The 13850-nt window shown below is 65.2% G+C and carries 12 protein-coding genes; 2 read left to right on the top strand and 10 right to left on the bottom strand.

Annotation, left to right across the window (positions count from 1 at the left end):
• Window positions 1-161: 161 nt before the first annotated feature.
• The 10 genes from ACTHLF_RS02320 to ACTHLF_RS02275 form a co-directional block, all read right to left on the bottom strand.
• The gene (locus tag ACTHLF_RS02320; RefSeq protein ID WP_440324487.1) at window positions 162-983 is read right to left on the bottom strand and encodes a glycosyltransferase family 2 protein; all 822 of its coding nucleotides are present in this window, start codon (window positions 981-983) and stop codon (window positions 162-164) included.
• Window positions 980-1492 (bottom strand): serine O-acetyltransferase, encoded by a 513-nt coding sequence (locus ACTHLF_RS02315; protein WP_440324485.1) that lies wholly within the window; start codon window positions 1490-1492, stop codon window positions 980-982. Before ACTHLF_RS02315 ends, ACTHLF_RS02320 begins: the two co-directional genes overlap by 4 nt.
• The gene (locus ACTHLF_RS02310) at window positions 1482-2711 is read right to left on the bottom strand and encodes an O-antigen ligase family protein (RefSeq protein WP_440324483.1); all 1230 of its coding nucleotides are present in this window, start codon (window positions 2709-2711) and stop codon (window positions 1482-1484) included. Before ACTHLF_RS02310 ends, ACTHLF_RS02315 begins: the two co-directional genes overlap by 11 nt.
• A complete protein-coding gene (locus ACTHLF_RS02305; protein ID WP_440324481.1) occupies window positions 2711-3601 on the bottom strand; it encodes a glycosyltransferase family 2 protein in 891 nt (296 codons plus the stop codon). The genes ACTHLF_RS02310 and ACTHLF_RS02305 overlap by 1 nt, the downstream gene beginning before the upstream one ends.
• A 1-nt stretch (window position 3602) precedes the next feature.
• Window positions 3603-5027 (bottom strand): MOP flippase family protein, encoded by a 1425-nt coding sequence (locus tag ACTHLF_RS02300; protein WP_440324479.1) that lies wholly within the window; start codon window positions 5025-5027, stop codon window positions 3603-3605.
• A gap of 12 nt (window positions 5028-5039) precedes the next feature.
• Entirely contained in the window at window positions 5040-6272 is a 1233-nt protein-coding gene (locus tag ACTHLF_RS02295; protein ID WP_440324491.1) for a glycosyltransferase, read from the bottom strand.
• 2 nt (window positions 6273-6274) lie between these two features.
• A complete protein-coding gene (wcaK, locus tag ACTHLF_RS02290; RefSeq protein ID WP_440324477.1) occupies window positions 6275-7504 on the bottom strand; it encodes a colanic acid biosynthesis pyruvyl transferase WcaK in 1230 nt (409 codons plus the stop codon).
• A gap of 2 nt (window positions 7505-7506) precedes the next feature.
• Window positions 7507-9678 (bottom strand): polysaccharide biosynthesis tyrosine autokinase, encoded by a 2172-nt coding sequence (locus tag ACTHLF_RS02285; protein WP_440324475.1) that lies wholly within the window; start codon window positions 9676-9678, stop codon window positions 7507-7509.
• Between the two features lie 496 nt (window positions 9679-10174).
• The gene (locus ACTHLF_RS02280; RefSeq protein ID WP_440324473.1) at window positions 10175-11191 is read right to left on the bottom strand and encodes an LLM class flavin-dependent oxidoreductase; all 1017 of its coding nucleotides are present in this window, start codon (window positions 11189-11191) and stop codon (window positions 10175-10177) included.
• A 46-nt stretch (window positions 11192-11237) separates the two neighbouring features.
• Complete coding sequence (locus tag ACTHLF_RS02275; RefSeq protein WP_440324471.1) at window positions 11238-11921, bottom strand: hypothetical protein; 684 nt, start codon at window positions 11919-11921, stop codon at window positions 11238-11240.
• Window positions 11922-12040: 119 nt separating this feature from the next.
• Between ACTHLF_RS02275 and ACTHLF_RS02270 the strand changes: the two genes are divergently transcribed.
• Both ACTHLF_RS02270 and ACTHLF_RS02265 read left to right on the top strand, forming a co-directional pair.
• Window positions 12041-12964, top strand: a complete 924-nt coding sequence (locus tag ACTHLF_RS02270) for a LysR family transcriptional regulator (protein WP_440324469.1) — start codon at window positions 12041-12043, stop codon at window positions 12962-12964.
• 53 nt (window positions 12965-13017) lie between these two features.
• Window positions 13018-13788: a YkgJ family cysteine cluster protein gene (locus ACTHLF_RS02265; protein ID WP_440324467.1), complete on the top strand. Its 771-nt coding sequence runs from the start codon at window positions 13018-13020 to the stop codon at window positions 13786-13788.
• Window positions 13789-13850 lie beyond the last annotated feature (62 nt).

Here is a 13850-nt window from a genome sequence, read left to right as displayed (position 1 = left end):
CATACCAGGTCTTCCCGCTGGCAGCGCGGACGCGCGCCAGCGGGAACAGGGCGGATGTCGCGACAGCAAGCGCGCTGTGCCGCAAAAAAGTCCGGCGATGCATACAAACCCTCCTGTAGGAGCGCGCTCGCGCGCGATGGCGTTACCTCAGCGTCCGGGGATCAACGCCGCTCACTCAGTGAATACCGGAACACCCCGCCATGCTTCCTCAGCATGTAAGCGAACCCCGCGAGGTGCTTGATCGTCAGCCGCGAGAACTTTCGTGTCCGTCGCTTGTAGTCGTGGACGATCGAGATGCGCCGTGAGTAGTAGTTACGCAGCCCTATCTTCCGGGTTCTAACGCAGAACTCTGCGTCCTCGGGGCCGAAGAAGATCCGGTCGTCGTAACCCATGAGGAGCGCTGCGGTCTTCTTCGTGAACGTCTGGTTCGCACCGAGCACGTAATCCACCTCCATGGGGTCGGATTCGTTCTCGAAGACGGTGTCGGTCATGAGGTGGCGATCCAGCTCGCGCTGCACGAAGCCCAGCTTGCGCGTGGCCGCGACACGCGCGGCGATCGGCTGGTAGAACCGGGGGAAGCGGCGCGTGGAGTCCTGGCGGCTGCGGTCGACGTTGAGCAGTTCGAAGCCCACGACGCCGGCATCGGGGTGCGAGGTGAAGAACTCCTCGACGATCCGGCCCGGGTCCTCGGTCAGGAAGATGGTGTCGTTATCCAGGGTCATGCAGTAGCGGCCCCGGGCAAGGAACAGGCCGCGATTGCGCGCCGGGCCGACGCCAAGGTTGCTCTCCAGCGGGAAATAGCGCACCTGCGGCAACGTGGCGACGAACTCGGCGCTGCCATCCTTCGAGCCGTTGTCGACCACGATCACTTCGTCCTGGCTGAAATCCACCTTGTCCACCAGCGAGAGCAGGCAGCGCTCCAGGTTGGCCAGCTCGTTCCACGTGATGATGATGATCGATAAACGCTTCTCGGCCTCGCTCATGACGATGCTCCTAAGGGGTCGTGGTTTTTGAGGGAAGAAGCGGGGGCGCTGTCGCGCAGCGAGGAAGGGGTGATGACCGCGTTGGCCTTCACCACATAGTTGTCCGGGATGACCACGGGGCCGAAGATGCAGGCACCGGTGCCGATGGTGACGTTATCGCCGATGGTCGGCGTGCCATCGCCGGGAAAGCGGTTGCCGATGCAGACCCGGGCGTACAGGGTGCAGTTGCGGCCGATCGTGGTCTTGCCGTTGATGATCACGCCGAAGGCATGGAAGATCACCAGGCCCGGGCCGATCGTGGCCGTGGTGGGCAGGTAGCTCTTGAACACGAACTCGGCGATCTTCTCGAACACCCGCAATGGCGTGTGGAACACGGTCCCGCGGGCGCTGGCGATGATTCGGTAGGTCAGGATCACCCAGAACGACTGGTCGAGCATCCACCAGACCATGCCGCGCCAGCCGGGCATGGCCTTCAGGCGGCTCGCATCGGCACGGAAATCACTGAGCATGGGCGGTCTCCGGTCGGGATAGGGGGGCCTTGCTGCGCAGCCACGCGCGGCGCGCCTTCTCGTGGACTCCGGCTTCCGCAACCAGCCTCTGGTGGCGAACCTGCTGCCGCGCGTAGAACATGCCGACGAAGAACCAGAAATAGGCCTCGTAGCCGCTGAACTCGATGAAGGCGAGCATCAGGTAGAGCAGCAGGAAGGCCTTTACGTTGGTGTTCTGGCCCTCGGTCTTCGAGAACAGGATGTGCGCGCACATGATCAGGAAGAGGAGCGCCGACTGCACGCCACCCTCCAGGAAGAACTGGAGGTAGATGTTGTGGACGTTGTTCTCGACGAACTTCAGGCCGGAGATCTGCTCCATGATCGGCACGCCGTTGCCCACGCCATAGCCGAGCATGTTCTGTTTCAGCGCGATGCCGGCGTTGCTCCACAAGGCCAGGCGGCCGACGTTCTTGTGCTCCAGCTGGGTCTCGGCCTGCAGGTTGAAGCGGTCGAGCACCGGAACATCGATGACCTGCGACAGGATCAGGCCCACGACCAGCACGACCATGGCGACGCAGAAGAACGTGTAGAAGTAGTAGTGGCGGGTCTTCCGCATGCGCCAGGCGGCGATGAAGATGGACACGGCCGCGCCGATCAGGCCGGCGCGCGATAGCATGGTCGCGCTGGTGAGGAAGGCGATGCCCGCCGCGATGGGGTAAGCCCGGGTGCCGATAAGCAGGATCGAGAGCAGGGCGAGAAGGCTGGCCTCGATATTGCGGCCGCCAGTGGACATGTACAGGACGCTGGAAGCCGATTCGCTGCGTGTGTAGATGGAGCCGAGCGCGTTGGCGTAGGCGATATCGCGCAGGAAGATGAATACGATGCAGCAGCCCAGCATCCACACGAAGATCCGGCGCAGCTCGATCTCTGCGAGTTTGTGGCCGAAGACCATGCCCAGGAAGTACGACGAAGCCACGAACACGATCAGCGTGGAGCGCAGGCCGCCACCGTAGGTCGCTGCGGCGGCCATCGAGGTCGCGGTCAGCACGCCGATGAAGGCGGTGGCCGGGTTGAGCTTGAGATAGCGCAGGGCCGGCAGGTACAGCACCGGCATCATCAACAGCAGCAGGTGGTACACGTTCACGTGGGTCTTGCTGGCCGAACTGTGCCCGAGCGGAATCTGGACGAAGATCATCGCCATCAGGGTGATCGCCATCGCGCGGGTCTTGTTGATCACCATCAGCCGAGGGCCACGCCAAAGAACTTGTGGATGAGGACCTTCAGCGTCGACTTGTACCCGCCGACCGAGAAGTTCCTGGCGATATCGCCCAGCGGGGGGCGCTCGCGGTTCATCACGTACTGGATGTTGCGGTGGTTACGCCGCTGGTCGGCGCTCATGAGGCCGGCATGCTTGGCGATGAAGCGCTCGCTGCCTTCGGCGCGCTTGCTCGAGTTCCGGATGCGGGCGCGGCTGCGATCGTCATCCACGAAGGAGAGCAGGTGGCGTGAGCGCACGGCCGGGCCGAAACGCTCGGCCAGGCGGATCCACATGTCGTAGTCCTGCCAGCTCGGCATGGCCTCGTCGAACCCGCCCAGTTCGCGCATGCGCGAAAGCTCGGTGAGCACCTGGTTGCCGGCGTGGTTTGCGTAAAGCAGGCCGGGCAGGGTGAGCGGATCGGACTTGAACAACTCGGCGGAACCGAACTTCCGGTCGCGCAGCGGCTCGACCTGCTGCAGGTCCTGGAAGTAGCGGAACCGGGTGCAGGCGAACGAGGGCGCATGCGCCTCGTACAGCCCCACCAGGCATTCCACCCGTTGCGGATGGAAGAAATCGTCGTCGTCGAGGCCGGTGACATAGGTGCCGCTCGCGTGCTCGATGCAGCGGTTACGCGCACGGCAGGCGCCCTGCGGTGTGTCGTTGCGCAGGTACGTGAACTTGCCCGGGTAACGCTCGATGTATCCGGCCATTACCTCGGGGGTATCGTCGTCGGACGCCTCGTCACACACGAGGATCTCGATCTCCGGGTAACTCTGGGCCAGGACGGAGTCGATGGCCCGGCGCAGCAGCGCCGAACGGTTACGGGTAGGGATATAGACACTTACCAGCGGCATGGCGTGTTCGCTCCTCATTTCAGGCTCCCACCGGCGCCGCATGGCGCGAGAGCAACACGGCACGATTGCGCCAGGCCAGCCAGGCGAGCGGCGGCACGGCGAACGCGAAACGGATGGCGCAGGCCTTCCAGTCGTCGGCGGGGTAGATCGCGACGGCCAGCATCAGGAAGGCATAGGGGATGAAGCTCTCCAGCGTCCAGGCGCTGAAGAAATCGCGTGGGGTGATGGAAATGATCTTCGAGGAGAAGAAGTAGTACGAGAGGATGGTGGACAGCACCTGGCTGAAGGCCAGGGCCACCGCCATCACCTCGAGCGAGCGCGACATGGCGCCGAACACGCTCACGGCGAGCGTGATCCCGCAGATCTTGAGGTTCCAGCTGAACTCGATATCCGAACGCCCCAGGCTCTGGCTCAGGGCGCCGATGAGCGAGCCCAGCGGGCGCAGCATGCCGAACAGCAGCATCAGCGGGATGAGCGCTGCGACGCCGTCGTAGCGATGGCCATACAGGATGGTCACCGCCAGCGGCGCGGCGACGGCCAGCATGATGAAGACCGTGGCGCTGAAGATGGACACGCCGCGCAGGCCGAGCAGGTAGATGCGTCGTAGCGCGGCAGGATCGCCCTGCAACGTGGCCAGGCGGGGCAAGGCGAGGCGCGCAGCGACAGGCATGATCAGCTTCGTCGGCTGCAGCACCAGCTCCTTGGCGAGCGAATAGACGCCCAGCGAGGCAAGGCCAAGGAATTTGCCGAGGATGATCTGGTCGGCCTGGCTGCGCAGCTGGTTGATCACCTGCGAGCCGAACTGGAACGCGCCATAGCGGAACGCTTCCCCGATGATCTGCCGGTCGAATTCGCGGCCCGGGTGCCACTCGCGGTCGGAGGCCAGCACGAACAGCGCGAGGCGCACGAAGCTGTTCACCACCATTGCCCATACCGCTGCCTCGATCGACGCGTTGAACCCCAGGACCATGACCACCAGGGTCGCCAGGCCGGACAGGCGGCCGGCCACTTCGATCCGTGCCAGGCGCGGGATCTGGAACGCCTTGATCAGGCTGGCCTGGTACTGCGCCGCGACGCCGAGCATCAGGAAGTTCAGCGTGGACAGGCGCATGAGCTGGCCAAGCACCTCGGACTGGTAGAAGTCCGCGATGCCGTACGAAGCGACGAAGAGCACGGCGGCGGAGACCACGCCAAGGCCGGTGCTGATGAGGAACAGCGAGGTCCGCTCCGGTTTGCTGATGTCCTGGCGGTGGATGAGGTAACTGGAAAGCCCCATGTCCTGCAGCATGGTGGCCACCGCGTTCACCACGTTGACGATGGCTAGCGCGCCCAGCAGGTGCGCATCCACGTGGTGAGCCAGCAGGGCGATCTGCAGCAGCTGGCTTAGCGCGCTGACGACGGTCGAGCCAGCGGTCCAGAGTGCGTCGCGGCGAACGGATGCCATCGTGCGCTCCCGTCAGGCCAGCTGCGCGGCCAGCTGGTCGTGCAGCCGGTGCTGGTTGAAGCGGGCTTCCACGGTCTCGCGGGCGTGACGGGCGACGGCCGCCAGGTCGTAGGACCCGCGCTGGATCGCGGCCAGCTTTTCAGCCAGCGCCGCCGCATCGCGTTCCGGCACCAGCCAGCCGCTCCGGCCGTCCTCGATCAACTCGGGGATGCCACTGTGCACGGTGGAAAGGCAGGGGACGCCCGCGGCCATGGCCTCCATCAGGGAGACCGGGATGCCTTCCTGATCGCCATCCGCGGCGGTGACGCTGGGCAGGGCAAAGACGTCGGCGGCGCGCAGCGCGGCCTGGACGAATGCCTTGTCGCGGCGGCCGCGCAGATGGATGTGGGCCGCCATGCCACGCGACGCCACGAAAGCCTCGAGCTCGGCCTGCAGCGGGCCGTCGCCGATGATCTCCAGATCGATCGGCACGCCGTTCGTGGCGGCGTCGGCCACCGCTTCGCACAGGTAGCGGACACCCTTCTTCTCGACCAGCCGCGCGACCGTCACCACACGGAGCGTGCGCTCGGGCGAGAGCGCGTCGCTCGCACGCTGGCGGAACGGGAAGCTTTCGAGGTCGACACCCATGCGGTGCACCTGGATCTTCTCCGGCGCACAGCCCATGGCCTCGAGCTTGCGTTGCCAGCGCGTGCTGATCGGGAGCATGCGCTCGCCCGCGCTGAACAGGATGGGGTAGTCGGTCGCGTGGCGGGCCAGGACGCTGTGCTGTGAAAGGTCGTAGCCGTGGAACACCGTATACAGCGGCCCTTCGATGAGGCCGAGCGAACGCAGGTGCACGGCCAGGATTCCGGTCGGGCCGAAGTGGGCGATGATCGCGTCGGCCTTGATCGGGTGGCGGATGCGGCTGACCGCACCGGCTAGCGTGAGGCTGCGGGCGACATGACCATAGCGGCGCGCGGAGAGGGCGCCACGCACGCGTGGCTCGCCCAGTGCGGGCAGCACCTGCTTCACGCGATCGAGCAGGCGCTGCCAGCCCGGCATCACCGATGCCGACTGGTTGAAAACGAAGGTGGCGCGATCCATCAGGCCCCGCTGCTCCACGATGTCGCCCGGCGTGGGCGAGCTGCCGCGGCTGACCGCCAGGATCCGCACATCGAACCCGCGATCGAGCAGGCCGACGATCTGGTCGATCACGAAGGTTTCCGAGTACTTCGGAAACTCGGGGAGGACGAACAGCACCACCATGGTCACGACCCGACGCCGAGCGTCGCAAGCACGGATTCACGCGCGAAGGCCTTCTCGCGCGCCACCGCGGCGGCGACGCGCGGCCGCAGGCCCTCGTCCTGGAGCAGGCCGAGCACCTTGGCCTTCAGCGAGCCATCCAGCAGCGATTTCACGGGCATGGACAGCTCCGACGTACCGAGCCGCTTCATCACGCCCTCGCTCTTGTGTTCGTACGCCAGCGCCACCGCCGGCGTGCCGAAGTTCATGGACATGATCGCGCTATGCAGGCGCGTGCCGATGGTGAGCGCGCACTGCGCGAAGCGGTTGCCCAGCTCCACGTCGTTGAGCTCGTCCATCTCCACATCCATGGCGTCGGCGCGGCGCATCCGGTTGCGGACGCGCAGGGCGATCATGCGATCGTCCTTGGGGTAGCCATCGATCGCGGTGCAGGTTGAAAGGGCCTGCACCTGGTAACCCGCGTCCGCCACTGCGTCGAGCAGTTCGGCGAAGGCGGTTTCGTACGTGTCCTGGCTGATGCCAAGGCGCTTGTCGAACGGGGCCAGTTCTCGGAAGGTCACCGCGACCGTGGGCCGCGCGCTGGCCTGCACGGGCTCGCCGGTGGAGACCAGCCATGCGGTGTCGGCCGCGGCGCGCACCTTCGTCTGCGGTACCTGGCCATCGGCCATGTGCTTGAGGCTCACTTCCTCGCGCAGCGCGAGCGCATCGACCCGCGCCATGACGTCCTGCGAGATCTTGCGGAACAGCGGGTGCTCGAACGGGCCCACGCTGTGGCCTATGAAGAAGATGGGCCGGCCGGCCAGCAGGGCGCACAACGAGTGGTCGTACTGCGTCGGCCCGTAGAGGTCCACGAAGAACGAACCACCCACCTGGATGACCAGGTCGTACGATGCCAGCGAGGCGATGTACTCCTTGTGCCGACGCGGCAGGCTGATGAACCGGGACCAGCCGGTCTTCATCATGTGGCCGTGCAGCAGCCACGGGATGAAACGGCGGAGCAGCTTGGCGCGCAGGGAACCGAAGCGCTTCTTCCCCGCCTCGTTGTAGTAAGCATTGAGCGTATCCGGCTCGAGCCGGCGCCCCATCAGCCAGGCGGAGCTGGTCGGGAAGCGGCTGATCACATCGATCCGTCCGCCCGGGATGGCTTCTTCCAGGCACTGGAGCAAACCACGAAGGATGGCGGCGTCACCACGGTTGCCGCAGGTGTGGTTCCCGACGATAAGGATGCGCGTCATGGTTACGTCGGCTCGGTCTGGTACTTGTAGTAGGCGTAAGCGGAATACCCGGCGGTGCGGCGTTCCACGGCGTTGAAGATGGCGCCCTTGAGCTCGACGCCGTTCTGTTCGAAGCGTTGCTGGGCCAGGGCCAGCTCGCGCGCCTTGTTCAGGCCGAAGCGCGCCACGAGCAGGCTGGTGCCGGCGTGGTGGCCGATCACCGCGGCATCGGTCACCGCGAGGATCGGCGGTGTATCGATGATGATCAGGTCGTACTTCGGCACCACGCCCTCGATGAACTGGGTGAAGTTCTGGTGCATCAGCAGTTCGGAGGGGTTGGGCGGTACGCGCCCGCGGGTGATGAAATCCACGTTGGGCACGATGTTCTTCTGCATCACCGCGTCGACTTCACGCGTGCCGACGAGCAGATCCGAGAGGCCTTCGCCGGCGCGGATACCGAGGTGCTGGTGCAGGGTGCCGCGGCGCATGTCGCCGTCGATCAGGAGTACGCGCTGGCCGGATTGCGCGATCACCGCCGCGAGGTTCGCGGAAACGAACGTCTTGCCGGCGAACGGGCTGGCACCCGAGATCATCAGGATGTTGTTCTTCGCCTCCAGCCGCGCGAAGTGCAGGCTGGTGCGCAGGCTGCGGAAGGCTTCCACGGCCAGGTCGGCCGGTTCGGCGACGGCGAGCAACGTGCGCTTCTTGCCGCGGTTGCTCGTGGTCTGCCCTCGGCTGAGTGGCACGGAGGCGTAGACCGGCAGCCCGAGGTCTTCGATGGCCGTGGGGTCTTCGACGCCACGGTTGAGGATCTGCTTCAGGAAGACGAAGGCGAGGGCAAGGAAGCCGCCGTGGAATGTGGCGATGACGACCACCAGTGCCTTGCGCGGCTGCACCGGCTGGTTCACGTCGACGAGCGAACGATCCACGATGCGCACGTTGCCGACCGTGCCGGCGCGGGCGATATCCAGCTGCTGGGCCTGGTTGAGCAGGCTGGTATAGGTATTGGAGCTGACCTGCACATCGCGGTTGAGCTTCAGCAGCTCCTGCTGGGTATCCGGCAGGTCGCCTACCTGCTTCTCCATGGCCGCCTTCTGCGCCTGCAGCGTACCCATCTGCTGTTGCAGCGCCTGGTAGGCCGGGTGGTCATGGGTGAAGCGACGATCGATGTCCGCCTGCTGCATGTGCAGCTGCTGGATGTTGTTCTCGACGCCGACGATCTGGTCGAGCAGGCCCTTGGTCTGCATGCTGATATCGACCGCATGTGATTTGGTCTGGAAGACATTCAGGGCCGACTGCGCGCGGTCGAGCTCGTTGCGCACCTTCGGCAGCTGGTCCTTCACGAACTGCAGCTGGCTGGCGGCCTCGGCGGAATTGCGTTCGACGTTCTGCCGCACATACGCCCGGGTGACATGGTCCATCAGGCTTTGCGCGAGGACCGGGTCGGCGTTCTTGTAGCTGAGATCGATGATGCCGGAATCCGCGCCTTGTTCCAGGGCAACGATATCGGTCTGCAGCTTGCTGATCGTGGTGAGCGGCGGCTGCTCCACCACATCGAAGCGTGTGCCCGGGTTGGCGACCAGCTGGCGGATCTGCACGGTGACATCGCCCGCCTTGACGAGCTGCCCGACCGTGCCTTGCGCCAGGGTCTTGCCGTTATCGTCCAGCAGGGTGAACTGGTGGTTCTCGCCGGCACGCAGTTCGAGCTTGTGATTCAGCAGGTTATCCGGCAGGTCGAGCTTGAAGATGTCGACGATCTCGCCACCCCAGCCGTAACGGCTCAGGCCGAAACGGACGGGTCCGAGGTTGCCGGGCTTGCGGCCCCGCGAGAGATAGTCGCCGAGTATCGGCATGCGCTGCGGATCGACCTGGACATTCAGCTTCAGCTCGTCGACGGCCTGGCCGATGACCAGGCGCGACGTGATGAGCGCGATCTCTGTCGTGGCCTGCGATGCGGTGGTGCCGAGTGACTGCGTGAGGTCACTCAAGCCGGGAAGGGAAGGCGTCTTCTGTTCCACCTGCACCACAGACGTGGCCTGGTAGATCGGTGTGGCGAACACCGTGTAGAGAACGCCGATTAGGAAGAAGGCTCCGGTGACAGTAGCTATGACCCACTTATGGTCTAAAAGCGTGCCGAACAGCGCGTTTAGGTCGAGGGTGTCGTTGTCACGCGCCTGATCTGTTGAGTTCATCATGCGTGGGCAGGGTGTCCCAGAGTGAAATGGCCGTCCGAACGGTTATAACGAGGTTTTGATGAATGACTCACTAAGCGCACGAATCTCACGCTTCCATTCGACACAAAATCGCAACAACCGCCGTGCACCACGGTGAATGCACCGTGATGGTGAAATCCATGTCGTGAGCACGCGGGGGACAGTCTTCAGAATTGTCGGACAAATGATGCCGCGACATGTCTGATCGTGGTGCTTCGCCTTCGGAGCTTAGACGCGAGGCGTGCGCGGCGGGTAGCCCACGCGGACGTGTTCTGCGACACACATCAATAAAATACATATCCGATGTCGGATATAAGCGTAATTCGTGATGGTTCAGTGAGTGTGCATAATCGATACGTGCACGCTCACCTAACGAACGGTTCACGATCGGGCAGGAATCGCTGCATTGCACACGGTCGCATGGCGCGTCGCACCGGGACGCGCGGCGGGCACGTGTCGCAGCGCATTAAGAGACGGATTAGCGCCAGCCGAGCGCCGGCGCGACGTGTTTCAGGATCGATTCGAGCAGGTGCACGTTGTAGTCGACACCGAGCTGGTTGGGTACGGCGAGCAGCAAGGTGTCGGCCTCCGCGATGGCCTGGTCGCTGGCGAGATCGGCCACGAGCGCCTCGGGCTCGGCGGCATACGTGCGGCCGAAGACCGCTTCCATGTTGTCGATGAAGCCGATCTGGTCGCTACTCTTGCTGCGGCCGAAGTAGGCGCGATCCATATCGTTCATCAGCGGAAAGATCGAACGCAGCACCGACACCCGCGGCTCGCGCGCGTGACCCGCCTCGGCCCAGGCCTCGCGATAGGCACGCATCTGCTTCGCCTGCTGCACATGCAGCGGCTCGTTGGTTTCGTTGGCCTTGAGCGTAGAGCTCTGCAGGTTCATGCCCATCTTCGCCGCCCATACTGCCGTGGCGTTGGACGCGGAGCCCCACCAGATACGGTCGCGCAGGCCGGGCGCATGCGGCTCGAGGCGCAGGAGGCCTGGTGGGTTGGGAAACATGGGATTCGGGTTGGGTTCGGCGAAGCCCTTGCCTTCGAGCAACTGCAGGAACACTTCCGCGTGGCGCCGGCCCATGTCCGCGTCGGTTTCACCTTCGTCCGGTGCGTAGCCAAAGTGACGCCAGCCATCGATGACCTGCTCGGGTGAGCCACGGCTGATGCCGAGCTGCAGGCGTCCGCCGCTGATAAGGTCCGCGGCGCCGGCGGTTTCCACCATGTAGAGGGGATTCTCGTAGCGCATGTCGATCACGCCGGTCCCGATCTCGATCCGGCTTGTGCGCGCGCCGATCGCCGCAAGGAGCGGGAAAGGCGACGCAAGCTGGTTGGCGAAATGGTGCACGCGGAAGTACGCACCGTCCGCGCCGACCGCTTCCGCCGCCACCGCCAGGTCGATCGATTGCAGGAGCACGTCCTTCGCCGAACGCGTCCCCGAGTGCGGGGAGTCGGTCCAGTGGCCGAACGAGAGGAAGCCGATGCGTTTCATGGCGGGGCCCTGGCTGCCGTCGCGGGATGCGACGCGATACTGCGGATCATACGCCCGCCGTGTCGCTCCCCGACCGGGCGTGACCATGCCTCGACTCGAACACAGTGTTCTCCAGGAGGTCACAACCGTTCGGCAGATGGAACCCCGGAACGTGGCGATGCCCGATGTCGACAAGCCCCGTGCCCGCCGCGAGTAGCGGCTTCTTGCGGATCACCTCGGCCAGTGCAGCCTGGAAGGCGGCTGCGAACCCGACGCGCGGGTAGAGCTGCAGCGTGTCGTCGATCAGCGCTGGCGTCACCTCGTCGTAGTAGAAGCCGAGCACGTCGAGGTGCGAACCCATGTGGACGAGGGCAATCTCCGGTGCTTTGTACTCGGCTATGCCGATGCTCGAGTGGAACGCGATCGCATCCCAGACCGTCTGCACGCGTTCTTCGTCGAAGCCATCGGCACGCAGCGTGCTGCGGGCAGCATCCGCGCCATCCACCTCAAAGCGCTTGTCGGCGTGGAACGGCTCGGCAAGGCCGAGGTCGTGCATGACCGATGCAAGGTACACGACCTCACGATCGTACGTGAGGCCACGCTTGCGGCCGAGGAAATCGGCGAACCACCAGGAGCGATGGACATGGTTGAGCATCTCGCGGTTGTGCACGCGCGCGACGAGGTCGCTGGCCTTGCGGGTATAGGCGGTATCCGGGGCGAGGATGCCGGCAATGGAGACGGGGGCTTGCATGGTGGGACCTGCAATGACGGGAAAGTTTTCCTATCGTGGGGACGGCATGGCGCTACGATTAGGGCCACCACGGGACCGACAGCCGGTCAGGAATCGATGGAATGGATCGCTTGACTTGCATGGCCGTTTTCGAAGCCGCGGTGCGCATGGGCAGCATCGCGGCGGCGGCGCGGGCCTTCGACATGACGCCGTCCCGGGCGAGCAAGCACCTGGCGGCCCTGGAAGCGGAGCTTGGCGTCGCGCTGCTCAGGCGCTCGACGCGGCAACTGGCATTGACCCCGGAGGGTGATCGCTACCTCGATCGATGCCGGCATATCCTGGGTGCGGTCCGCGAGGCGGATGACGAGGCGCGGGCTCAGACCGGGGCGATCTCGGGCACGTTGCGCGTGACGGCGCCGGTGACGTTTGGCGCGCTCCACCTGGGACCGGTCGTCGCCGGGTTCCTCGCGCAGTACCCCGGTGTCAGCCTGCAGGTCCAGCTGGACGACCGCTACCGTGACATGCGCAGCGACGCGGTGGATGTGGCGTTGCGCATTGGCAAGCTGGCGAATTCAACGCTGGTGGCGCGGCGCCTTGGCGCATGCAGGATGGTCCTTTGTGCGTCGCCTGGATTCGTTGCGAAGCACGGCCCACTGCTGACGCCGGCGGACCTTGCCGGGCTGCCCATGCTTGCTTTCAGCGAGGCTGTGTCGCCCGCGGACTGGACGGTGCGCGACTCGAGCGGGACGAGCCATCGCATCGCGGGCAAGACCCGCCTCGCCGCGGATAACGTGCAGATGCTTTCCGCCGCGGCCGTTGCGGGTGCCGGGGTGGTCTTCGGCCCCAGCTTCATTCTCGGCCCGGCCATGCAGCGCGGCGAACTGGTACAGGTGCTGCCAGGCTATCCCGCGGAAAGCCTCGACATCAGCATCGTGTACGCCACGCGTGCGCACCTTCCGAGCACGGTGCGAGCGTTCGTCGACTACCTGGTCGAGCAGCTGCGTGAGCCTTTCGATTGGGATCAGGGTCATGGATCACCCACGCGGCCCAAGAAGACCCGCTAGGCCGCGATCTTCCGCACCGTTAGAATGGCCGAATCCATCCCCCCGGCCGCACCATGCCTCTCCATTTCTCATGCACCATGTGCGGCCGCTGCTGTCATGGCCTGCGCCTTCCGTTGAGCCTGGATGAAGCGCGGCGGTGGCTCGATGATGGCGGCGAGGTCGAAGTTTTTTGCGAGGCCGTGCCATGGCCCGAAGAACCCGCCGCCGATAACGGTCCCGCGTGGCACAAGCGCAAGCGTTCTTTCCTGGCACGTAGCGGCCAGCTCCCGGTTCGCGTGGTCGTGACCCTGGTGGCGAGTTTCGACGGAGCCTGCCCGAACCTGCGCGCCGACATGGGCTGCGGGATTTACGAGCGCCGGCCGACGGCGTGCCGCGTCTACCCGGCCGAGGTGAACCCGTTCATCGACGTGGATCCGGCGCTGAAGCTTTGCCCGCCCGAGGCCTGGCAGACGCCCGAGGTGCTGCGGGCCGATGACGGCAGCTGGGCCGATCCGGTGGTCGCCGCGGCGGTGGTCCGGCGCCGCGAGGATGACTATGTGGAAGCCGATGCGAAGCACGAGCTGTGCAACCTCCTCGGCATCCATGAGGCCGGGTTGGCCAACGAAGGGATGCTGGCCCATACGCCCGGCCGCGAACGCATGCGCGAGGTTTTGCAAGCCATGGCAGTTCCTTCCAACTATGCTGCGCCGGAATCGGACTGGATCCTGGTATCGCACCGGTTGCGCACGATGTGGCTGCTCGAATCGGCAGGCGCGCGTGGCCTCCAGGCCGCGGATCTCGAAGGCGCCGGCCGGCGTTTCGTCAGCTTCGTCGGCGACGAATAGCTGCATCGCACTTGCCACCCTACGTGGCCGTGGTGGATCCTTTCGCCAGACGATATGAAGGG

The organism is Luteibacter sp. (genome assembly GCF_051958795.1).
Taxonomy (GTDB): Bacteria; Pseudomonadota; Gammaproteobacteria; order Xanthomonadales; family Rhodanobacteraceae; genus Luteibacter.
The sequence above is the reverse complement of the archived record's forward strand: the minus strand, read 5'-3'. Positions and strand labels throughout refer to the sequence as shown.